This window comes from Microcystis sp. BLCC-F210, assembly GCF_042134685.1.
GTDB classification, from domain to species: Bacteria; Cyanobacteriota; Cyanobacteriia; order Cyanobacteriales; family Microcystaceae; genus Microcystis; species Microcystis aeruginosa_D.
Genome location: NZ_CP169647.1, coordinates 2,744,913 through 2,766,744 on the forward strand (window position 1 = coordinate 2,744,913; position 21,832 = coordinate 2,766,744).

The 21,832-nt window shown below is 42.5% G+C and carries 15 protein-coding genes and 7 pseudogenes; 14 read left to right on the plus strand and 8 right to left on the minus strand.

Annotation, left to right across the window (positions count from 1 at the left end; all coding sequences use genetic code 11):
* Window positions 1-281: 281 nt before the first annotated feature.
* From ACE3JL_RS13210 to ACE3JL_RS13220, 3 genes are all read right to left on the minus strand, one after another.
* Window positions 282-740 (minus strand): VOC family protein, encoded by a 459-nt coding sequence (locus ACE3JL_RS13210; protein ID WP_375327665.1) that lies wholly within the window; start codon window positions 738-740, stop codon window positions 282-284.
* 41 nt (window positions 741-781) lie between these two features.
* On the minus strand, window positions 782-1,138 hold the full coding sequence (locus ACE3JL_RS13215; protein ID WP_375327666.1) for a carboxymuconolactone decarboxylase family protein: 357 nt from the start codon (window positions 1,136-1,138) through the stop codon (window positions 782-784).
* Between the two features lie 211 nt (window positions 1,139-1,349).
* A complete protein-coding gene (locus tag ACE3JL_RS13220) occupies window positions 1,350-2,066 on the minus strand; it encodes an SDR family NAD(P)-dependent oxidoreductase (protein ID WP_375327667.1) in 717 nt (238 codons plus the stop codon).
* Between the two features lie 274 nt (window positions 2,067-2,340).
* On the opposite strand from ACE3JL_RS13220, the gene ACE3JL_RS13225 reads away from it, so the two are divergent.
* The 14 genes and pseudogenes from ACE3JL_RS13225 to ACE3JL_RS13290 all read left to right on the plus strand — a co-directional run.
* Window positions 2,341-2,727, plus strand: coding sequence for a nuclear transport factor 2 family protein (locus ACE3JL_RS13225; protein WP_375327668.1), 387 nt, complete (start codon window positions 2,341-2,343; stop codon window positions 2,725-2,727).
* Between the two features lie 183 nt (window positions 2,728-2,910).
* A complete protein-coding gene (locus ACE3JL_RS13230) occupies window positions 2,911-3,480 on the plus strand; it encodes a hypothetical protein (RefSeq protein ID WP_375327669.1) in 570 nt (189 codons plus the stop codon).
* 132 nt (window positions 3,481-3,612) lie between these two features.
* Complete coding sequence (locus ACE3JL_RS13235) at window positions 3,613-5,832, plus strand: nuclear transport factor 2 family protein (RefSeq protein ID WP_375327670.1); 2,220 nt, start codon at window positions 3,613-3,615, stop codon at window positions 5,830-5,832.
* A gap of 82 nt (window positions 5,833-5,914) precedes the next feature.
* Window positions 5,915-6,685, plus strand: a complete 771-nt coding sequence (locus tag ACE3JL_RS13240; RefSeq protein ID WP_375327671.1) for an SDR family NAD(P)-dependent oxidoreductase — start codon at window positions 5,915-5,917, stop codon at window positions 6,683-6,685.
* Between the two features lie 15 nt (window positions 6,686-6,700).
* On the plus strand, window positions 6,701-7,768 hold the full coding sequence (locus ACE3JL_RS13245) for an aldose 1-epimerase (RefSeq protein ID WP_375327672.1): 1,068 nt from the start codon (window positions 6,701-6,703) through the stop codon (window positions 7,766-7,768).
* Between the two features lie 70 nt (window positions 7,769-7,838).
* Window positions 7,839-8,441, plus strand: coding sequence for a DJ-1/PfpI family protein (locus ACE3JL_RS13250; RefSeq protein WP_375327673.1), 603 nt, complete (start codon window positions 7,839-7,841; stop codon window positions 8,439-8,441).
* 81 nt (window positions 8,442-8,522) lie between these two features.
* Window positions 8,523-10,343 carry an AGE family epimerase/isomerase gene (locus ACE3JL_RS13255; protein ID WP_375327674.1) on the plus strand — a complete coding sequence of 607 codons (1,821 nt, stop codon included), beginning with the start codon at window positions 8,523-8,525 and terminating at the stop codon, window positions 10,341-10,343.
* A gap of 117 nt (window positions 10,344-10,460) precedes the next feature.
* A complete protein-coding gene (locus ACE3JL_RS13260) occupies window positions 10,461-10,808 on the plus strand; it encodes an anti-sigma factor antagonist (RefSeq protein WP_375327675.1) in 348 nt (115 codons plus the stop codon).
* Window positions 10,809-10,874: 66 nt separating this feature from the next.
* Window positions 10,875-12,998 (plus strand): glycogen debranching protein GlgX, encoded by a 2,124-nt coding sequence (glgX, locus tag ACE3JL_RS13265; protein ID WP_375327676.1) that lies wholly within the window; start codon window positions 10,875-10,877, stop codon window positions 12,996-12,998.
* Between the two features lie 199 nt (window positions 12,999-13,197).
* Window positions 13,198-13,542 carry an STAS domain-containing protein gene (locus ACE3JL_RS13270; RefSeq protein WP_375327677.1) on the plus strand — a complete coding sequence of 115 codons (345 nt, stop codon included), beginning with the start codon at window positions 13,198-13,200 and terminating at the stop codon, window positions 13,540-13,542.
* A gap of 346 nt (window positions 13,543-13,888) precedes the next feature.
* Window positions 13,889-14,149, plus strand: coding sequence for a hypothetical protein (locus ACE3JL_RS13275; RefSeq protein WP_375327678.1), 261 nt, complete (start codon window positions 13,889-13,891; stop codon window positions 14,147-14,149).
* 139 nt (window positions 14,150-14,288) lie between these two features.
* Window positions 14,289-16,034, plus strand: coding sequence for an IS1634 family transposase (locus ACE3JL_RS13280; RefSeq protein WP_375327679.1), 1,746 nt, complete (start codon window positions 14,289-14,291; stop codon window positions 16,032-16,034).
* Between the two features lie 371 nt (window positions 16,035-16,405).
* Window positions 16,406-17,244 (plus strand): annotated as a pseudogene (locus tag ACE3JL_RS13285) (hypothetical protein); the annotation flags it as partial.
* 197 nt (window positions 17,245-17,441) lie between these two features.
* Window positions 17,442-17,952: pseudogene (locus tag ACE3JL_RS13290) on the plus strand (ISNCY-like element ISMae2 family transposase); the annotation flags it as partial.
* 555 nt (window positions 17,953-18,507) lie between these two features.
* Here ACE3JL_RS13290 and ACE3JL_RS13295 read toward each other — a convergent pair.
* The 5 pseudogenes from ACE3JL_RS13295 to ACE3JL_RS13315 form a co-directional block, all read right to left on the minus strand.
* Window positions 18,508-18,892, minus strand: a pseudogene (locus ACE3JL_RS13295) (transposase); the annotation flags it as partial.
* Window positions 18,893-18,922: 30 nt separating this feature from the next.
* Window positions 18,923-19,234, minus strand: a pseudogene (locus ACE3JL_RS13300) (ISKra4 family transposase); the annotation flags it as partial.
* A gap of 45 nt (window positions 19,235-19,279) precedes the next feature.
* Window positions 19,280-19,426, minus strand: a pseudogene (locus ACE3JL_RS13305) (ISKra4 family transposase); the annotation flags it as partial.
* 189 nt (window positions 19,427-19,615) lie between these two features.
* Window positions 19,616-20,378: pseudogene (locus ACE3JL_RS13310) on the minus strand (ISKra4 family transposase); the annotation flags it as partial.
* 29 nt (window positions 20,379-20,407) lie between these two features.
* Window positions 20,408-21,170: pseudogene (locus ACE3JL_RS13315) on the minus strand (IS1 family transposase).
* Window positions 21,171-21,832 lie beyond the last annotated feature (662 nt).

The following is a 21,832-nucleotide window of genomic DNA, read 5'->3' on the forward strand; positions in this document are numbered from 1 at the left end:
TATTACACCAGAAGAGATTAAAAACACTAAGTACCTAAGCAAAATTAATTACACATATCTAACCCCCTCTTGCCTTTTGCCTCTTGCCTTTTGCCTATCTTTACTAGGAAATTAATTTTGCACGACTACTTATCAGTAGAAAATCAGCGGGCGTTGCCGATTTGAGAGCTGAATCTTTTCTTGTGGGATTTTTTAAACCTAGACCCAAACTAACTTTTAGATACGATGCACAGTTGGCATTCATACCTTGATTCAGCAACGCCATCAGTGAACGGTGGGTCTTATGAAAGATCTCCCTCCACAAACTGAAGAATTGTGCCATCAGGATCAGGAAAACAAACAAAAGTAAAATCCTTGGTACCCGGTAAGGTTATCGGCTCAGATAAAAACTTAACCCCCTGGCTCTTAAGGTTTTCATATAGTTCCTCCAAGTTATCTACTCTGATAGATACTCGATTAATCCCAGTATGATGAAGGTGGGGATAGGGTTTCCCTTCCGTTGCTGGTTCTTGAAACTCTACCAGATCAATACGGGTTTTATCGAGATCACCATCAGTACTCAGATGTACCCCCCTTAACACCGCATGAGATAATCCTAATGCCCTAGCCAAAGGGGAACTACTCATACCTTCACGAAAATCAATAATGACCTTAAAGCCAATCATTTCATAAAATGGTAGAGAAACATCAAGGCTGGTGACATTTATGTTACAGTGAAAAAGACTTTTTAGCTGGCTCATCATTTTCCTCAGATATTATTCATTAAGCCTGCAAATCGTCATTAGGTACGATTTGCAAAAAATTCGTTAAGAGCGCCAAAACAAGCTGCGACTTTATTGAAGCCGGCATAAACACACATAAAAAGCAATAGCTCTTCAATCTCCTCTCGGGTGGCTCCTTGTTTTAAGGCCATATCAATATGTGCACCAAAGGGATTGCCCTGTCCCGATTGATCTTGATTCACGACATCAACGGCAATCGTAATTAAGGCCTTAGTTTTTTGATCAATTATAGGTAAACCCCAAGCTTCTCCAGCGACACGAGTAACAAAATCTCCAAACTTAGGATTGATACTGGCTAGGCCAGCTTGAAGGTCATAATCATCCAGAACAGCATTTTTATAGGTCATTTTTTCCATTGCTCCTGTTAGCAAAAATCTTGTTTAGAGTGTAACCAAAATTGAGGTTTAGTTTACACTCAATCTTTATATCGGCTCTCTTAGGTTTGGTGGGCAAAATGTATTATAAGATACAGTAATGCTGGCAAGCGAGTGGAGGGAACCACAAAGACACAAAGATTGAGCGATCCTATGTAAGTTAAACTTATTACACAGAACCTAGAAGAGCCTTTTATCTTGGTCGCTGATTGAGATGCAAAATACTGCCATTCACCATATAGGCTTCATCGGAAGCTAACCAGACCGCAAATTCGCCAATTTCGGTGGGGGTAATCCATTCTGGACTACTATGGGACTGCATTACCCGCGTTCTCACCATGCCCTGAACGATCACCTCATTAATCCTGACCCCACTCCCCTTGGTCTCTTCAATCAAGATGCGTACCATCATCAACTGTCCAGCCGCCGTAATCCCCACAGGACTTACTCTGGGAAGAGGAACTTCCGCCGCGGTTCCACCGAGGAAAGTATATGTTCCACTTTTCTGGTTAGTTAGAATAGGTACAAAGGTATGGGCTAACAAAAAATGAGAGGTCAAGTTGCTTTCCAGATATTGATTCCAGGTTTCTATGGACACCTCAGTTAAGGGCTTATTTCCTGTCCACCAGCCACCCAGGGAGGCCAGTACCCCATCAAGACGACCAAAACGCTGAAGAATTTCATCTCGAACTTTTTCAACACCTTCCAGTTGGCCAATATTGCCAACGATACCAACAAAGCGCTCAGAGTCGAAGGTAACAAGGAATTCCCTGAGGCTATCTAAGGCCTCCGCACGTCGGGAGGGTACGATAACGGTGGCTCCCTCCTCGAGAAAAGTAGCAACGATGCCCTCCCCCACATTCCCAGCACCACCAGCTATCAGAATAATTTTTCCATCTAACTTGGCCATAATAGTACCCTAAAGTCACCACTCTTGCAAATTAATTATATGTTATAGTCATCGGCTAACTAATTTTTTTGGGAAAATTAGTTAGTTAGTGCATTTATTCTAATAAATAAATGCCACATTGGCAACTCTTGACAATTCTTCACAATTTTTTAGAATTCTTAATTGACAATTTTTGGGAATCTCGCTAGGATCACCCTAGCTGTGTAGGGATTGCTAGCCTCAGCATAGTCAATCAACTGGACAGATATTTTGACTACCAAAGAAGCCTTTATTTATGCCAGAAGAAAAATCGCCCCAGCGTCAGACTTGTGAAACCCTATTTGGTTCCATGCTTAAACAGGATTGGGCAACCTTTGAAACCTGCTTGGATGACAATGTTTTTTATCGAGTAGGTTCCGGTTCATCTGTAGAAGGTAAGCAAGCGGTTACGGATTTTCTGAAGTCCCTATATACGCAGGTAACCATGCAACCACCAGATGTTCGCCAAGTTTTGGATATGCCAGAGAAAGACCAAGTTATTTTTGAGTTTGAAGCCCACTACCTTCGTTTATCAGACAACAAAATTGTCAATTTTGCCTGTACCGATGTCTTACGCATGAATGGAGATAAAATAAAGGAATGGCGTGTTTATGTTGACATGTCTCCCCTCTACCAAGACTAACTAAGAGAGCTTGTGATGAAGTCTGCCCTGATCGCTGAAAGACCTTTTCTTTCCTTGGGGAAAAGTTCCTGAAAACTCTATTCTCTCTTTCCACTCGACCCTTTTCAAACAATAGCTTGCCGAGGGGTTTATCCTGAGCTTGCCGAAGGGACGGGGTTTCAAACCCATTTTTTCGATGACAACATGAAGAAACGCAGTAATTACTATGGGGAACTATCCGCCGACTATTCACACCCTAGTTTGATTGACCCTGAAAAGGCAAAACTGCTGATTCAAGAAGCACAGAGAATTGTTAGCTTAAAAGAGCCTGTTCTACCAGCTTTGGATGCCAGCTATACTTTACAGCAGATCGAACAGGAAAACAAGGAATGGTGGCCAACTCATTGTGAGGCACTCCGTCAAGGTCGGGGGGATATTTTGACTGGAGAGTATCGAGATGACTTGATCTATCTCTGCCAAGATGGTCCTTACTTTGGTTTAGATGAACAGAGAGAAAGGGAAAAACATTGGTGGGCATTAATTGCTCAGCCTGGTGTTACCATGTGTTGGCCGATTGTCATGTTTTCTGGAGAGCATACCTTTTTTGAATGGAAGTGCGTCGACACGGAAACAAATGAAACGCTAGCCAAGGGAAATGTTACTTGGGTTCGTCGAGGCCATCGTGGGGCCTGTTATCTCAAGACAGAGCAGTTGACTTTTTATCGTGATGTTTTTGCCCCTCAAGAACTTCTCAGCTTGATTACCGTTTGCTAGGCATTGATTATTAAAATATTTACTTATTGACTTGGTGGACAATGGTAGAGCTAAATCCTAGATTCTTATCAATGTGCTTGTTGGATTATTAACCTCTCAACTTACTCAAATCTTCACCTATGGAGAATGGTAATGACGACAGTGAACTACGCAATGCGTGACCGCTTGGGGGAAGTTGCATTTTACGTCTTACTTTGGAAAAAGAAAGGCATTGATTTGTCCCTTTTTGATGATTACTGGAAAGATGTACATGGTCCGGTTTGCGCTCGACTTCCGGGTCAATACCAATATTGGCAATATCACATCGCTCACAATGACGGTGGAATTTGGCCCCTGCCAGGGGATGTTCTCAATGCCGCCTCAGACTCAGAGCAATTTGACGGCATTGCCGAGTTAACCTTCAAATCGATAGTGGAACGCCAGACCTGGTTTAAATCCGCAGGGATTTTGATGGGAGACGAATACAACATCTTCAGTAAGGCTATTGGCTACAATACCAGTCCTGGCAACTCCATCACCTATGTTGATCAAGTTCTTGACGGTGCTCCCAATGGCCTGTTGGGAGTCCACAAGTATCATTGCCTGCTTCGTAAGATGGATGGCGTTAGTGTTCAGGAGTTTCGTCACTTCGTCCAAAATCGATTAGTGTCAGTGTTTTCGCATTCTCCCCAAATCCTGAAATGTCGTCTCCACCTTTTCGATCAAGTCGATAATTCCCGCCCCGACGCAGGACCGGTTACCCATTTAGAATTGCCAGAGCATCAATACCAAGGAGCGATTGAATTGGCCTTTGCCAATGCCCTGCAATTAGCATTACTCTTGGATTCTCCACAGTACCAGGTTGTTGCCCGGGATTTACCTCGGTACATCAAAAACTTTCACCCCTTCCCCGAGCGTTCCGCCTACACCTTTGTCTATGAAGGGCAACTGACCTTAGCCGGTCAACGGAGTGCAACAGTCGCCGACCTGATTACTCGTATTGGGGCAGCCAACCAACTTAAACCCGATGTCAGCAACCTGATGCTGGGACAACAGGCCTTGGCGCCGACCCACTTCCTAGGAGAAAAACTACCTGGAACCAATGCAGACAAAGTTAAACGTCTCTTTGCTCGCGGAGAGGCCTTTGACTCCCAAGGCTTCATTGACTTTTTTACGGATCGTCCCGTTTATCAATTTGGTAATTTCCCCGTCTGTTTTGACAAGGAAAGTATCAAAGCCTCGGTAAAGGCTTTTTTTGGCGCTGTTTCAGCCCTTTACCACGACATTAAAATGCTCTGGGAAGTAGGGGAAGTGGTTGTTGTGGAAATGGATGTCACCTACTGGCGTTTAGATGGTTCCCAAGTAACTCTTCCCTGTGCTGATATTTTTCGCTTTGAAGGGGATCAGGTTTCCGAACTACGGATTTTCATGGATGCTAACCCCGTCGGTGATGCCACTATTCCCGTCTCCCCCACGTCCTCGGTGATGACCCTAAGGGATCAGCACCGTTATCAGCCAGTGAATCTGATGCGGCAGTTCTTTAGCGACCATCCCGAGGGCAAGCAACGGGTCGCTAACGGCTTCATTCCCAAATGGGCTATTGCCGGTCCGCGCTGGCCGATTAACTTTGAAACCTTAGGAAGTGCAAACCTAGCCGTCCGTAACGGGGCGATTCTGACGACCGAAAAATTACCGGGAGCCAATACCGATCAGGTTAAACGGCTTTTTGCCCGGGGAGAGGCCTTTGATTCCCAGGGTTTTATCGACTTTTTTAGCGATCATCCTGTTTATCAATTCGGCAATTTTCCCGTCTGCTTCGATAAAGAGGCGATCAAAGCCTCGGTGACAGCCTTTTTTGGCAGTGTTTCAGCCCTCTACCATGATATCAAAACCCTCTGGGAATACGGAGAAGTGGTCTTTGTGGAAATGGATGTCACCTACTGGCGCAAAGATGGTTCCCAAGTGACCCTCCCTTGCTTTGATATTTGCCGATTTGAGGGGGACAAATTGGCAGAGTTACGCATTTTTATGGATGCCAATCCCGTGGGCAATGGCAATATCCCCGTAGCTGATACCGCTTCAGTGATGGTTCTGCGTGATCAACAAAAATTCTCCTCCACTGACCTGATGCGGGTCTTTTTTCGTGAGCATCCTGATGGAAAAGAGCGGTTAGCCACTGGCTTTTTGCCCAAATGGGCCATTGCTGGTCCCCAATGGCCGATAGATTCAGATGTAGTCAGAGCCAGCGGGGGTTCGGATCTGACGATACAGGATAAATGGGAACAACTTAGGGGCTACCTCAAAACCTTGAGAGTTGATCAACTAGCGAGCTTATTGGTTGCCGATAATGCCCGCTTAACCCCGTTTCAATAAAGGCTCTAGCGTCCCTAATTTTTAGGATCGCTCGCCGACGGACTGTGACTTTACATGATGACCATTCTTTTTAGCTAAGACCATGAAACTCAAAGATCAAGTTGCTATTATTACTGGTGCATCTAAGGGGATTGGAAAGGGGGTTGCCGCCGTCTTTGCCCAGGAGGGGGCTAAGGTGGTTCTAGCGGCCAATGGACTGAAGGACGGGGAACAAGCAGTAGCAGAAATTCGGGAAAGCAGGGGCGAGGCACTCTTTGTCCAATGCGATGTTGCTAACGAAGAAAACGTCAAAACCCTTGTCCAGAAGACAGTCGAAGCCTTTGGCCGACTAGATATACTGGTAAATAACGCGGGTATCGGTACCTATAAATCTATTCTTGATGTCACCAGTGAAGAATGGGATCGCTGTTTGGCGGTTAATTTAAAAGGAGTCTTTCTCTGTTCTAAATATTCGATTCCCCATATGCAAGCAGTGGGTAAAGGAGTCATCATTAATATGTCCTCAGTTCATGCCCATGCGACAGCCAATGGTGTTGCCCCCTACTGTGCTTCCAAGGGAGCAATCACTGCCCTGACCCGTAACATGGCCATTGACTACGGGCCAGTAGTTCGAGTCAACTCCATTGCCCCCGGTTGGATCTGGACTCCCCTAATTGAAGATTTATTCAACGGTTACGATGATCCAGCGGCCGTGCGGAAACAAGTGGAGGAGCGTCAAGTTATGAAGCGTATTGGTACACCTGAGGATGTAGGATATGCCTGTGCCTTTTTAGCCAGTGACGAAGCCGCATTTATTACTGGAACCCAACTGTTTGTGGACGGGGGACTGACCGCTGTACTAGAAGAATGGTAACCAAGGACGGTAACTATGTATACCTACGGGCGTAAACAGGGCTGTCGTCTTAGTTTAGATTACACCTATAAGGGAATGCGGGTGGCCTTTCTCGAAAATGAGCTAATTCGCGTTGGGGTTCTGCTGGACAAAGGAGCCGATATTTTTGAGTTCACCTATAAGCCTCATGATATCGATTTTCTCTGGCAATCGCCTATTCCGATGCGTTCACCCTTCGTGGCCACGAGTGCTTTAGCAGAGGGCAACTTCCACGATTACTATTATGGAGGATGGCAGGAGGTTTTACCTTCGGCGGGCTGGGCTTCTGAGGCTTATAAAAGCTCTCACCAAGGCCTGCATGGAGAAGTTTCCCTACTGCCCTTTGAGAGCTCGATTATCGAAGATAGCTCGGAGCAAATCGTACTCAAAACTCATGTACGCCTCTATCGTTCTCCCCTCCGGTTAGAACGATATCTGACCCTCAAACGAGGACAGGCTGCTCTTTTCCTCCGGGAACGCTTAGAAAACGATGCTCCAGTAGATTTTGCCATTATGTGGGGTCATCATCCCGCCCTGGGAGAACCCTTTCTAGATGATAGTTGCTGGGTACAAACCCCTGCTAGCAAAATCGAGGTCATGGATTTCCATCCTAATGGACTTTGGGAAACAAGCGTTGAATTTGACTATCCCTTTGCCAAAAATCGGCGTACTGGCCAACTGGAAAACATCGCCCAGGTTCGTTCCTCAGCGATTAAATCTGTCGATGTAGTTTTTCTCAAGGAATTGAGTGAAGGCTGGTATAGTATTACCAACCAACGGCAAAAAGTCGGTTTTGGCATGGCTTGGGATCCTTTACTGTTTAAATATCTCTGGATGTGGCAAAACTATGGGGGCAACGATGATTATCCTTGGTACGGTCGTGCCTACACCTGTGCCTTAGAACCCTTTACCAGTTATCCTCCGGGAGGGGTGGCAACGGCCATAAAAAATGGTTCGGCTCTAATCCTGCAGCCCAGTCAAGTCATTGAGACAGATTTGGTCGCCGTGGCCTACGATGGCGAAGGGGTCAAGCGCGTTGGACGAGACGGGCAAGTGGAACAGTAGTAGAGGAGGAGTAGCCTGTGCTAAATCCTGATACGCTAAAAATTGAGTTTAATTTTTAAGGAGATCATTCATGACAACCATGAGTAAGGGCAAGATTGGTGTTCTTATCGAAGAGCACTTTGATGGTACTGAATTCCGCCGTTTTAATGAATATTTCCCCCAGCAGGGATATGAGGTTGAATATCTTTCTCACCTCTGGGGAAACCCGGAACTGCGTTTTGGCTCGAATCCCGAAAACGATCAGATTGAGTATCACATCACCGTCAAGACCGAAGTCAATCATGTTAGACCTGGTGACTATAAAGGGATTATTTGTATCGGGGCCTATGCGATGGATCGTCTGCGTTATCAAGTTAGGGTTAGTAAGGGACAGAAAAACCAGGCCCCTGCCGTTGAATTTCTTCGAAAAGCGATGGCCACTGAAGGGGTTAAATTGGGAACAATTTGTCATAGTCTATGGCTTTTTTGTGCCGACCCTGATCTACTGAAAAATCGAAAAGTGACCTGCGCTCACAATATTATCTGTGATGTGGAAAATGCTGGTGCGGAGATTGTTTATGACGGAGAGGCGACGGCTGACTTAGTGGTTGATGGAAATTTAATCACTGGTAAACATCCTGGCATAGTCGAGCAATTTATGGAAGTTTTTGTCAGGGAAATTGAACAGAATTAACAGCATGAATCGGGCATCTATTCTAGAATTTTTATGATTTCCATACACTTTTATTAGCTTACCCAATAAATAGGTTCTTCTATGGCAACATCCGTGAATTTCTCCTTTTCAGATTTAGTCGCTGGCTACGTCACTTTTTTTGATGCGGATAGCGATATATTTGGCTTAAAAACCTCCGATAACCGGGAATTTAAAGCCAAAATCAGTGCCATGGCCTACGCCAAAATTATCCAAAATTTTGAGGAAGGCTACCCCGACGCCACGGGCAGTATGCGCTCGATGTTAGTGCCGGGACGGTATCTCTTTGCCTACGGAGTATTTTATCCCGACAGTGAATTTTTTGATGTTAAACAAATTGTTTTTGCCGGCAGGACACCCCAAGATTATGTCTTTGAAAAGCAAAATTGGTGGATTCAACAGATTAATGCCCTGGGCAAATTCTACCTGAAAGCTCAATTTGATGATGGGTTTGTGGATTATCGCAATTATCGAACCAATTTAAATTTGACGGGGCAACGTTCCGATGTCAATTTTCGCCAGGAAACTGACACTATTTCCCGCTTAGTGTATGGCTTTGCCACGGCCTTTTTAATGACCGGCGATGACCGCTTTTTAGAAGGGGCAGAAAAGGGAACAGAATACCTCCGCGAGCATATGCGTTTTGTGGATTTAGACGAGGGCATTGTCTATTGGTATCACGGCATTGATGTTAAGGGTAGTCTCGAAGAAAAAATCTTTGCCTCCGAGTTTGGGGATGATTATTACGCCATTCCCGCCTACGAACAAATCTATGCGTTAGCAGGTCCCATTCAAACCTACCGTTGTACTGGTGATCGCCGCATTTTAGATGATGCCGAAAAGACCATTAAATTATTCAATGATTTCTTTTTAGATAAATCGGAATACGGCGGGTATTTCTCTCACCTAGATCCCATTACCTTAGATCCATTGAGTGATGCTCTAGGTGCCAACAAAGGGAAGAAAAACTGGAACTCCGTCGGGGATCACGCTCCTGCTTACTTAATCAATCTCTGGTTAGCAACAGGTAAGCCAGAATATGCGGATATGCTGGAATACACCTTCGACACCATCGAAGAACGCTTTCCCGACTACGACCATAGCCCCTTTGTGCAGGAACGTTTCTATCAAGATTGGAGCTATGACACCACCTGGGGCTGGCAACAAAACCGTGCAGTGGCTGGTCACAACCTGAAAATTTCTTGGAACCTAATGCGGATGCAAAGTCTGAAGGCCAAGGATCAATATGTCAATTTAGCTCGCAAAATTGCCGATATGATGCCCGCCGTCGGCAGCGATCAACAACGGGGCGGCTGGTACGATGTGGTGGAACGGTTATTAGGGCCTGGCGAAAAATTCCATCGTTTTGTGTGGCATGATCGCAAAGCTTGGTGGCAACAAGAACAGGCCATTCTCGCCTACTACATTTTGACGGGCTGTTTACAGGAGCCAGAATACCGACGGTTAGCGCAGGAGGCGGCTGCCTTTTACAATGCTTGGTTCCTGGATTTAGAAGATGGCGGAATTTATTTTAATGTGCTAGCCAATGGCATTCCCTACTTAGCGGGTGGTAACGAACGGGGTAAAGGCAGTCACTCCATGAGCGGTTATCACTCCTTTGAACTCTGTTACCTCGCCGCCGTTTATACCAATTTGTTGATTAGCAAACAGCCTATGGACTTTTACTTTAAGCCCATGCCTGGCGGTTTCCCTGACAATCTTCTGCGGGTTTCGCCAGATATTTTACCCCCTGGTAGTATTCGCATTGGTAGCTGTGAAATTGATGGAGAACCCTATAGCCATTTTGATGCTCAGGGGTTAACTGTGACCTTACCGAAAACCAGCGATCGGGTCAAAGTCAAAGTGCAAATTGTCCCCAACTAAGGGGTTAATGGGGGGAGGGAATGCGTAACTCTATCTTAATTTATTCCCCTTTTCCCTTGTTGAGAAAAACTCATTTTTGAGAGACCAGTCATTCTTAAAATTTTCGAGAAAGCTTCCATGGAAGAAAAAACACTGCTCATCGAAATCAATACCCAGAACAATGTTCAAATTGTTGCACTGACGGGACAAATTGATGCGAGTACGGCTCCCTCAATTACAGATACCATTCTTCCCCTAATTGGAAGTAACAGCAAAATTCTTTTAGACATGACCCAGGTACCCTATATGTCTAGTGCTGGGCTAAGGACTTTGTTATCTCTTTATCGTCAGATAACAGCAACGGCGGGTGGTTTGGTCTTAGTGGGTCTATCTGAAGAAATTCAAGACACCATGACCGTTACGGGCTTCCTAAAATTCTTTAAAACCAGTCAATCGGTTGCTGAAGGATTAGCAATCTTGACCTAATTGAACGAATTTTAATCTCAGTTTTTTACGGTATTTTCTTCTTACTTTTTTCTGTGGATCATCACCATGTCCTTAGATCGTATTGATATTCATCCGACCCATCGCTACGGTGATTTTAAATTACGCAGTGGCAAGCCCTTTCCCTTTGGGGCAACCCTAGTTCCAGGCGGGGTGAATTTTTCGATTTTTTCCAGTCATGCGGTTTCCTGTTCCCTAGTGTTATTTGAGAAGCACGCCCGTGAACCCTTTACTGAAATTCCGTTTCCCGATGAGTTTCGCATTGGCAATGTGTATTCTATGGTGGTTTTTGATCTGGATTATGAAAATTTGGAATACGGCTATCGTATGGATGGTCCCAATAATTTTTCCCAGGGTCACTGGTTTGATCCCAGTAAAATTTTGCTCGATCCCTATGCGAAAAATATTGGGGGACGGGATGTGTGGAAGGTGGCGCCCGATTGGTCAAATCCCTACCAACATCGAGGACGAATTGCCTTTGATGATTTTGATTGGGAGGACGATCGTCCCTTAGAAATTCCCCCGGAAGACCAAATTATCTATGAAATGCACGTTCGCAGTTTTACCTGTGATCCGTCATCGGGCGTTAAGGAGAATCATCGGGGAACGTTTGCGGGGATTCAAGATAAGATTGCTTACCTCAAGGAATTGGGAGTCAATGCGATCGAGTTGATGCCTATTTATGAATTTGATGAATTTGAAAATAGTCGTCCCAATCCAGAAACGGGGGAATTATTACTGAATTATTGGGGATATAGCACCGTCGGTTTTTTCGCACCGAAAGCAGGTTATGCTGCCACCGGTAAATTTGGGATGCAGATTGATGAATTTAAAAATTTAGTCAAAGAACTGCATAAAAATGGGATTGAAGTCATTCTGGATGTGGTCTTTAACCATACCGCCGAAGGCAATGAAAAGGGACCGACCATCTCGTTTCGAGGCATTGATAATAAGACCTATTATATGTTGACCCCGGAGGGATATTACTTTAACTTTAGTGGTACTGGAAATACCCTAAATTGTAATAACCCGATCGTGCGGGGTATGGTTTTAGATTGTTTACGATATTGGGCGGCGGAATACCACATTGATGGTTTCCGTTTTGATCTAGCGGCCATTTTAGGACGAGATCCTTGGGGCGCACCGTTGGCGAATCCACCGTTATTAGAAAGTTTAGCGTTCGATCCGATTCTCGCCAAGTGTAAATTAATTGCGGAAGCCTGGGATGCGGGGGGTTTATATCAGGTAGGGTCTTTCCCCGCCTTTGGGCGTTGGGCGGAATGGAATGGCAAGTACCGAGATAGTCTGCGGAAGTTCCTCAAGGGGGATGGCAATGTGGGGGATGTGGCCCAACGATTACAGGGTTCCCCAGATCTCTATGCGACTTCAGGGCGATCGCCAGCGACTTCGATTAACTTTATTACCTGTCACGATGGCTTTACCCTGATGGATTTAGTCTCCTACAACCATAAGCATAATGAGGCCAATGGGGAAGGCAATAACGACGGCAGTAACGATAATGACAGTTGGAACTGTGGTTGGGAAGGTCCGACCGATGACCCTGGTATTAATGCCCTGCGTCGTCGTCAGATTAAAAATGCGATCGCCCTATTAATGGTCAGCCAGGGAGTGCCGATGTTGCTGATGGGGGATGAAATGGGCCGGACACAACAGGGCAATAACAATACCTATTGTCACGATAACGCCCTGAATTGGTTGGACTGGACATTACTAACCAAAGAAAAAGATATCTTTCAATTTGTCCAACACTGTATCGCCTTCCGCAAAGCCCATCCCGTGTTACGCAATCCCGACCATTTTCGTAACTGTGATTACTTGGGGATCGGTTATCCTGATATTAGTTGGCACGGCAGTCGGGCCTGGTATGTGGATTGGGCATCTAGTCATCATTTAGCGTTCATGCTCTCTGGTCAACACGCCAAACAGGGACAACAACCCGATGATGACCTCTACGTGGCCATAAATATGCACTGGCAAGCCTGCTGGTTTGAATTACCCCAACCGACTAAGGGTAAGCAATGGCATCTTTTTGCCAACACTGGCGTTCCAAGTCCTCAGGATAGTTATAACCCCGGCACGGAACCCCCTTTAGAAAATCCCCAGGGGTGTCTACTCGGCGATCGCTCGGTGATAATCCTGGTGGCGAAATAACCCCAATTTTGGCTCTTCTAGGTTCTGTGTGATAAGTTTAACTTACAGAGGATCGATCAATCTTTGTGTCCTTTGTGTCTTTGTGGTTCCTTCCACTCGCTCGCCAGAAAGAATGTATCTTAGAATACATTTTGCCCACCAAACCTAAGAGAGCCCAATTTTGTTTAGATTAACCCTTTGACTTTATTGAGAAACGACTATGGCTTTTGCAACTTCTCTCTCAGTGACCAATTCCATTGCGACCATTTTTCTGAAAGGAGACCTAGACGCAAGTACGGCGAATGATTTCAAACTCAAAATTGAGGAAGCGGCCAAATATGAGCCGAAGCTGACCAAATTAGTTTTACATTTTGAGGAGTTGAAATATATGGCCAGCGCAGGTCTGCGAATGTTGATTTTTTCCAAACAACAGATGGGCAATGATGTGAAGCTCTACATCTTTAAACCAAATGAGATGGTTTGGGAGACCTTAACCAAAACTGGTTTTCATCATAGTGTTCAGGTGTTAGAGGAGTATGATTTAGCATCGATTGCTCAACTTTAATTAGGGACTGAAAAATCAGAGGAAAAAGTTATGGTGCTAAGGGCAAATTCTGTTTCTTAAATGATAAGTAATTATGTTGATAATTTTCAATTAATATCAAGACAACTGATAGAAAAGACCGAAAACAGTAACCTTTCTGATTTCGGACGAAAAGAAACAGTAAAAACTGCCATAGCAGGGTAAAAAGATTAACCACTATTGGGTAAGCTTTTTACCCTGTTTGACCCACTCTTGCTCGAAAAAATGAGCGAACGATGAGTTACGACGGGGCGCTCGATCTTGTTAAAATCGAGTACCTTAAGGAGTTGGGCTACACCGAAGGGGACTGTCAGACGGTGCGGCGATTATGCGAACGCAAAGCGCTCGCTACGCGAGATCGATTGTCGAGGCGGAGGGAACTCGAAGATATCGAAGAGACCGCCGTCGCCTTTTTGGGAATCTTGGGGAAACTACAGCGACCTTACCTGAGCGCGTTAGAAGAGGAAATGCTGACCATGTTAGAGAAGTATTACGGGTTAGTGACCGATTAATTGCCGTCCTTGATGGACTCGAATCGCTGTATCTCGATGAGATAACCATCCGGGTTGCGGAGGAAACAGTGATTTAACTGAACTTCCCCCATACATATATACCATAATAGCCGAAAACCCTTATCCATCAATGGATGCACCCCCTTAACTTTTCTTAATATACCCATGTAATTTGTAACATTTCTTAATGGACAAGAATTCTCTCCATTTGCTAAAATGATAGCCATGTATATAGAAAAAGTTCCTAACCGTAATTCCCCCCCCGCTGTTCTTCTTCGAGAGTCCTACCGAGAAGGAGATCAAGTCAAAAAAAGAACCCTGGCCAATCTCTCAAAATTACCCGATGATATTATCGACAATCTAAAACTGGCTCTTAAAGGAGCAACACTGTCCATGAATGAAGGCATTCCCAATCATTTTGAAGTGATTAGAAGTCTTCCTCATGGTCATGTGATGGCTATTTTAGAGACGATTAAAAAATTAGGTTTAGATAAAATAATCAGTGAAAAATCCTCACGAATCAGAAACTTAGTGGTGGCAATGATTGTGGCAAGAATCATCAATCCTAAATCGAAATTAGCCACAGCGAGAGGGTTTAATAGCGAAACTTGCAGTCAGAGTTTAGGACAATTGTTAGACTTAGAGAAAGCCGATGAAGACGAATTATATAACGCCTTAGATTGGTTATTAGAAAAACAAGAGAAAATTGAGAAGCACCTAGCACTTAAACACTTAGAATCAGGAACATTAGTCTTGTATGATGTCACTTCTAGTTACCTAGAAGGAGATGGTTGTGAACTGGGAAAATATGGTTATAATCGAGATAAAAAGAAAGGGAAAACTCAGATAGTTTTTGGTTTGTTATGTTCAGCTAAGGGTTGTCCGATAGCGGTAGAAGTCTTTGAAGGAAACACCTCAGACGGTGCTACTTTAGGCGGACAAATTGAGAAAGTCAGAAAGGGTTGGGGGATTGAGAATGTGGTCTGGGTAAGCGATAGAGGAATTTTAACCAACTCGAAAATCAAGGAATTAGTAAAACCCATAGAAGGATTAGACTATATTACTGGTTTAACTAAGCCTCAAATTCGGAAACTGGCTGAGGTAGAAGTGATTCAATTAGGATTATTTGAGCAGGTAAACTTGGTGGAATTTGAGAGTGAAGATTATCCCGACGAAAGATTAATTGCTTGTCGGAATCCCTTCATTGCTGAGAAAAATCAACTACAAAGAGAGGCATTATTAGAGGCAACAGAGAAGGAACTAGATTTGATTGTTCAGGCGACTCAAAGGGAGAAAAGAGCTTTAAAGGGTCAAGATAAGATAGCTTTGAGGGTGGGCAAGGTTCTTAATCAGTTTAAGGTCAATAAATACTATAACTTAGAGATAACAGAAGAAGGCTTTTCTTATCAGCGTCAGCGGGAATTAATCGCTCAAGAAACGGCTTTGGATGGTGTGTATGTGTTAAGAATTTCTCTGGAGTCAACCTTGATGGATGCAGCGACGACGGTTAAAGCTTATAAAAGTTTGTCTCAAGTGGAGGAGGCATTTCGCTGTTATAAGTCAATTGATTTAAAGGTACGTCCTATCTATCATTATAAGGGTGATAGAGTCAAGGCTCATATCTTTTTATGTATGTTGGCTTATTATGTGGAATGGCATTTAAAACAGTGCTTGGCTCCTTTGTTATTTGAGGATGAAGAAATTGATGATGGTTCTCTGAATGTGATTAAAGCGAGTCGCAGTGAATCCGCTCAGTCTAAAGAGAGAAAAAAACGGAATCAAGAGAACTTTCCTGTGCATAGTTTTCGGACTTTGTTGGAAGACTTGGGGACGATTTGCTTGAATACAGTGGAATGTACGATTAGGGAGGGAAGTTATCGTTTTTCTAAGATAACTCGACCGACCCAACTGCAACAAAAAGCGTTAGATTTATTGGAAGTTTCCCTGATTTGTAGCCAGTAACGGGGCGCTGGAAATTTTCTTAATCCTTTCTACAGCACAGGTTCTGGCTTTTTGTCAACGGGGAAGTCCAGTTATCAGCAATTCTCATTTTGAAATAAATAGAGCATTAACCCCGATTTTGGCAGGGAAAATATAGTACGAAGCAACTATTTTCTAGAAGAGGCGAACAATAAAAAAAACAATTGGCTAGACAAATTAAGTATAAATACTCAAGCAATCAAAGAGGTTGGCTGAGAACGAACAGGGTTAAATCAGGAAGATAGTTCTGTTTTTAGAATAGAGAATTCAAGGGAAATAAAAATTTATAATTATTGTCAGCTAAGGTAAAATGGGTGAGATAGAAATCCACCAGCACGTCAAATTATTCCAAGATGGCTCAAAAAGCGGCAACCCTAGAAATTTCGGAATTAATGCAATTTTTCCATCAAGAATTAGATGATTTACCCGATGAGAGGAAACCTGGAAATAATAGAAAATATGAGATAAAAGATGCCGTGATGGCTGCATTTTCAGTCTTTTTTACTCAGTCGCCGTCTTTTTTAGACCATCAACGTTTAATGAAAAGCAATAAGGGAAAAGATAATGCTGAAAGTTTATTTTCAATTAAAAAAATTCCTGGGGATAATCAAATAAGAAATTTGTTAGATCCAGTGCCAGCATCTAATATCTCTAGGACTTTTCAAAAAGTCTATGAATGGTTAAAAGAAAAGGGAGTTTTGAAAAAGTTTCTCTACTTAAGATGGAGAAATATTAGTGGCGTTAGATGGCACAGAATATTTCTCATCCAAGAAAATTAATTGCCCTCATTGTAACTGTCGTAATCATCGAAATGGAACTACAACTTATTTTCATGGCTGTGTCACACCGATAGTAGTTTCTCCTAAGCAAAAACAAGTAATTAATTTAGAGCCAGAATTCATTAAAAAACAAGATGGACATCAAAAACAAGACTGTGAAAATGCGGCCGTTAAAAGATGGTTAAATAGGAATCATAAAAATAAGTACCTAAGCAAAATTAATTACACATATCTAACCCCCTCTTGCCTTTTGCCTCTTGCCTTTTGCCTATCTTTACTAGGAAATTAATTTTGCACGACTACTTAAGTATGGTTATCCTGTAACTCTTTTAGGAGACGACTTATATTCTCACGAACCTGTTTGTAAATTAGCGGTAAAACAAGGTTATAATTTTATTTTTGTTTGTTTGGAAACGTCGCATAAAACTGGTTCTTCGGTTTGTCTTATGCAATGGACGGGGGTTATAAGGGATGAAACCCTTATATAGAAAGGCATTTGGCGATTTTTGTCAATTGCTTTTGATCTAAAGCGAACTAATCAATTAAATTCCTTGCCAGATAAGGATTTAGTCGATTTATGCCCCCTATCGAACCATACCAAGTAACGAAGAGCCATAAAACTTTATATGAATGGCTAGAATTTTTAGAAAAAAGTGGCGAAGTTAGGACCGTTGAAAAGAAACAATGGGATGGACGAAAAAATCTAATTTATCGTTATCGTTATGCTTCTAGAGTTCCCTTAAGAGAGGGGGACTCAAGTCTCGAAGTTAATTGGTGTGAAGTGACTGTTATTAATGAAAAAACCCAGAAAACTATCTACCAAAATAATTGGATAACTAATCATAAAATCAAGGAAAATAATGTCGAAGAAATTGTCAAAGCTGGACGTAGCAGATGGAAAGTTGAAAATGAAGGCAATAACTTTCTTAAAAATCACGGTTATAATTTAGAGCATAACTTTGGTCATGGTCAGAATCATTTGTGCGAGTTCTTATTGTCTTTGAATTTACTAGCTTTTTTATTTCATACCGTGTTGGATTTAGTTAATTACACCTATCAAAAGATTCGTGAGCTATTAGTAACTAGGACTTCTTTCTTTAATGATATTCGTACCCTATTAAAATTTATTTGGTTTAAGAATTGGTCGGAATTTTTCTCATTTATTCTAACCGAATATGTCCCATTTAAAAAAGTAAATTCTAGTTAAAAATGTCAGAACTCTTGAAGGAGAAAAAGAAAATTGTTTATAAAAAAACTAAAAATTTTGTTAGAATTTCATCCAGATTTATGAGTTGAAATCAATTTTTCGTGGACAAAGTTCTTAAAACGCAGCGATTCTCATTTTAAGGTTTCATGACATTAAAACCCTTGCACCTAGAGGGGTTAATAATTCTTAACGAATCTCTAGATCGCTGAAACAACGCAAAATCGTTTCAAAATGAGAATTGCTGCTTAAAACCTGTCTATCTCCAGCTTTGGATGATAACTGTAGTTTAGACTAAAAAATTTGCCTAAAAATAATCCAGCCTTATGAAAATAAGTAGTCGTGCAAAATTAATTTCCTAGTAAAGATAGGCAAAAGGCAAGAGGCAAAAGGCAAGAGGGGGTTAGATATGTGTAATTAATTTTGCTTAGGTACTTAGCTGAAATCAAAAATCTTGAAGCAAAAAGTAGAGTTAGGATGCTTTTGTTGCCGATTTTTTAGGGGTTGAATGTCGTTTTTTCACAGTAGGATAGGTCTTTCTTTTACTGCGAGTCTTCCCTTTTTCCCAGCCGGGAGACTTTCCTCTAGTTTTAGGTGGTTGAGCGGGCGAACCAATCTCTATCAAAAGGGAAAACAGAGACTGTGCTACCCTTTCAGGAGTTAATAGGGTTTGCGGTTTTTGCCAAGGAAGACGATAATCTGCTACCAAATCTTTGGCTAACCATAATTGCCAAGTCATCAACGGCATTAAATCACTCCATCTCTCACATTGAACAGGTGTACTTAAAGAAGGTAAAGTCCAATGTAATCTTTGCGAGTGCAAAGCGATACCAATGGTCAACTCCAAAACGACGGGAGCATCCCAGTTTTGCAATGAGTAAAAATACTCAGGCAATATCGCCGTTGAGATAAGCACAACGTAGCTTCAAATACTGAGGAACATTCTCTGCTTTCCATTGTGCTCCCACAATTTTCATTCTTGCACCTATTTGCTTAATCTTTGACTCTACACTTCCAGAACCGATGCAAATCCCTTGTGATTGATAGAGTTCGTAATTGGGTATTCTTTCTCGATGTTTATCGACATATTTGGTGAAATTTATAGCCTGTTTCTTTTTGCATCCCTCTAATTCCTCTAAAACTCTTTTCACCTCTCCTTTCCATAAATTCTCTTTGATTCTATTCAGACGCTTGTTTGACCGGGAGCAAGTCAATTTTGTCAGAACAAACGTACTAAGCATCGTTCAAAGTGTTCCGTTCAGGTACGCACAACGAAGTTTGAGAACTTGAGGTACATTCCTTTCATTCCATTGCGCTCCCGAAATTTTCAAGCGTCTATCGATTTGTTTAATCGTTGATTCCACCGCTCCTGAACCAATCGAACAAATTTCGGCTCTTCGGGACTTGGTATGGTTCGATAGGGGGGCATAAATCGACTAAATCCTTATCTGGCAAGGGATTTAATTGATTAGTTCGCTCCAGATCGCAAACAATTGACAAAAATTGCGTTAATGTCTGTCTCTATAAGGGTTTCATTCCTTATAACCCCGTCCATTGCATAAGACAAACCGAAGAACCCAAATTTCGTTCTCTTGAAAATAAGAATAATCGATTATTCGATGACAATGCTCTCTCAAGTAGTTACAGAAATTTTCCGCTTGTTTTTTCGATAAAGAAGAGAATAAAGCGATAGTTTCCTCGACTTTTCCCTTCCATAACAAGCTTTCCGCCTCTTGAATTCTCTTCTGGGAACCTCCGACTTTATACAGGTTTTCCACCAGATGAAACCAATCTAAAACCTCTCGTTTTTCGACTGGGGCTTCGATCTGTCCGATGATTTTCCATATCCCCGGATGACCGTCTCCTAGACAGGTTAGAGGATCGGACAACTCTTGCCGATTTACCCACTCGATTAAAACCTCGTTTTCCCTGAACGTGGCTTTGGTCACTAGATTATCTGCCCGGATCGCCTTGTAATCTTTCCAAACGCACGATTCTCCTTTTGTCTCCGTTCAAAGAGCGTACTTTCCCACCATCCAAGCTGATTTCTTTGATAGTTTCTCTTACTTCTTCCTCGGGAAACTCGTGGCGCTCGACAATTCTTTGTAACGTTTTCTCGGAAACTTTTATTCCCGTGTATTTGGGTAGATCCTTTTCAGCATTCTTGTAAGAAACCGTGGCACTCAACCTTAAACAACATTCCTCTAAAGCTGGACTAATTCTTTGATGGGATTCCAGATGTAAATACTCCGCTTGTTTTTCGGTGACGGGTAGTTGACCGATTATACTTTTTAGAATTCTTTCTCGTCCCGCTTTTGTTCCCGTTGTTTTTTCGATAAAAAAATTCCTGGCGTTGCTGAATTAAGGTATGATTAGGCAAAATGGCGAGCATTCAGAGGAAAATAACTTCTGTTATTTGAATAAGGAACTGGAACATCCTCAAATTTTAGGTAGTGAATTAGTAATCGAATTGAATGTCTGAGCATTTGTTCAGACTTGGAATAACAAAGAGTTTTTCGATGTAACCTGGCTAAATAATGTCTTAGTCTAGTATTTTCTCCCTCTACTCTGGTCATATAAGTTTTGCTAATAATCTGGTCTCCGTCGGGGATAAAATTAGGGTAAACTTTCCATCCATCTGTCACATAAAAATGACATTTCCACTGACCAACAACTTTCCATAAGTCCGCAAAAGTTTTAGCACTATGTTGCCGAAGGCACTCGCCTTGCGAGACCGCCTAAAACCCATCCTAAAATCCCTGTTTTAAAGTGATCTACCGCTGTCCATAACCAGATTTTGTTTTTTTTGAGCCGACAAATGTTTCTAATTCATCTAATTCTCCCACATCGGGAATTGTTTGTGGGTCATAATAATCCGGTAAAAGTTCGCCGACTTGTTTAACCCAATTCATAATTGTCGTATGATGAACGTTTTTAACCCTTTCAATGGCTCGAAAACCCAGACCATTAACATACATTTTCAGACATTCCCGTTTCATTTCTTCAAAAATAACCTCTCTGGGGTTCATAAACCTCTATAAATTGTCTTCCGCAGTTCACACAAATATAGTTCTGTTTTCCTTTTTTATGACCATTTTTATTGATATGATTGGATTGACATTCAGGACATTGCATAATTTCTGAGTTTGATAATGGGTATTTTTGGGTGATCGCCTTCCTCCTCAATCATACCCTAAATCAGCAACGCCAATTCCTAATTGGGGGGTAACATAATCTAAAGTCTGTTGTCGGATCGTTTTTTCAATATCCCCTAAACTGGCTAAGTCTTCGGGAGCGGCCTCTTGATAGAGAATTTCGGCGATTCCTCGGCAGCAATTCTCATTTTAAGGTTTCATGACATTAAAACCCTTGCACCTAGAGGGGTTAATAATTCTTAACGAATCTATAGATCGCTGAAACAACGCAAAATCGTTTCAAAATGAGAATTGCTGATTCCTCGGGCGTATTCTTGAAGTTTTTTCTGGTTTTCTGGGTTCATTGACCGTTTCCTCCTTTGATATATCCCTATTTTACTCGATTCTTCTACCGGTCTCCAGCGTACTCTTCTGCAAAACTGACTTGCTCCCCTTCTAATCACTTCAAAATGATTGGGAATGCCTTCATTCATGGACAGTGTTGCTCCTTTAAGAGCCAGTTTTAGATTGTCGATAATATCATCGGGTAATTTTGAGAGATTGGCCAGGGTTCTTTTTTTGACTTGATCTCCTTCTCGGTAGGACTCCCGAAGAAGAACAGCGGGGGGGGAATTACGGTTAGGAACTTTTTCTATAGAACTC

What these genes read in the sequence shown, in the direction of transcription:
- ACE3JL_RS13220 (WP_375327667.1), bottom strand. Translation starts at nt 2,066, where the DNA reads ATGGCCAAGTTAGATGGAAAAATTATTCTGATAGCTGGTGGTGCTGGG.
- ACE3JL_RS13275 (WP_375327678.1), top strand. Translation starts at nt 13,889, where the DNA reads ATGCGAACGCAAAGCGCTCGCTACGCGAGATCGATTGTCGAGGCGGAG.
- ACE3JL_RS13270 (WP_375327677.1), top strand. Translation starts at nt 13,198, where the DNA reads ATGGCTTTTGCAACTTCTCTCTCAGTGACCAATTCCATTGCGACCATT.
- ACE3JL_RS13235 (WP_375327670.1), top strand. Translation starts at nt 3,613, where the DNA reads ATGACGACAGTGAACTACGCAATGCGTGACCGCTTGGGGGAAGTTGCA.
- ACE3JL_RS13245 (WP_375327672.1), top strand. Translation starts at nt 6,701, where the DNA reads ATGTATACCTACGGGCGTAAACAGGGCTGTCGTCTTAGTTTAGATTAC.
- ACE3JL_RS13240 (WP_375327671.1), top strand. Translation starts at nt 5,915, where the DNA reads ATGAAACTCAAAGATCAAGTTGCTATTATTACTGGTGCATCTAAGGGG.
- ACE3JL_RS13250 (WP_375327673.1), top strand. Translation starts at nt 7,839, where the DNA reads ATGACAACCATGAGTAAGGGCAAGATTGGTGTTCTTATCGAAGAGCAC.
- ACE3JL_RS13215 (WP_375327666.1), bottom strand. Translation starts at nt 1,138, where the DNA reads ATGGAAAAAATGACCTATAAAAATGCTGTTCTGGATGATTATGACCTT.
- ACE3JL_RS13280 (WP_375327679.1), top strand. Translation starts at nt 14,289, where the DNA reads ATGATAGCCATGTATATAGAAAAAGTTCCTAACCGTAATTCCCCCCCC.
- ACE3JL_RS13225 (WP_375327668.1), top strand. Translation starts at nt 2,341, where the DNA reads ATGCCAGAAGAAAAATCGCCCCAGCGTCAGACTTGTGAAACCCTATTT.
- glgX (WP_375327676.1), top strand. Translation starts at nt 10,875, where the DNA reads ATGTCCTTAGATCGTATTGATATTCATCCGACCCATCGCTACGGTGAT.
- ACE3JL_RS13210 (WP_375327665.1), bottom strand. Translation starts at nt 740, where the DNA reads ATGAGCCAGCTAAAAAGTCTTTTTCACTGTAACATAAATGTCACCAGC.
- ACE3JL_RS13255 (WP_375327674.1), top strand. Translation starts at nt 8,523, where the DNA reads ATGGCAACATCCGTGAATTTCTCCTTTTCAGATTTAGTCGCTGGCTAC.
- ACE3JL_RS13230 (WP_375327669.1), top strand. Translation starts at nt 2,911, where the DNA reads ATGAAGAAACGCAGTAATTACTATGGGGAACTATCCGCCGACTATTCA.
- ACE3JL_RS13260 (WP_375327675.1), top strand. Translation starts at nt 10,461, where the DNA reads ATGGAAGAAAAAACACTGCTCATCGAAATCAATACCCAGAACAATGTT.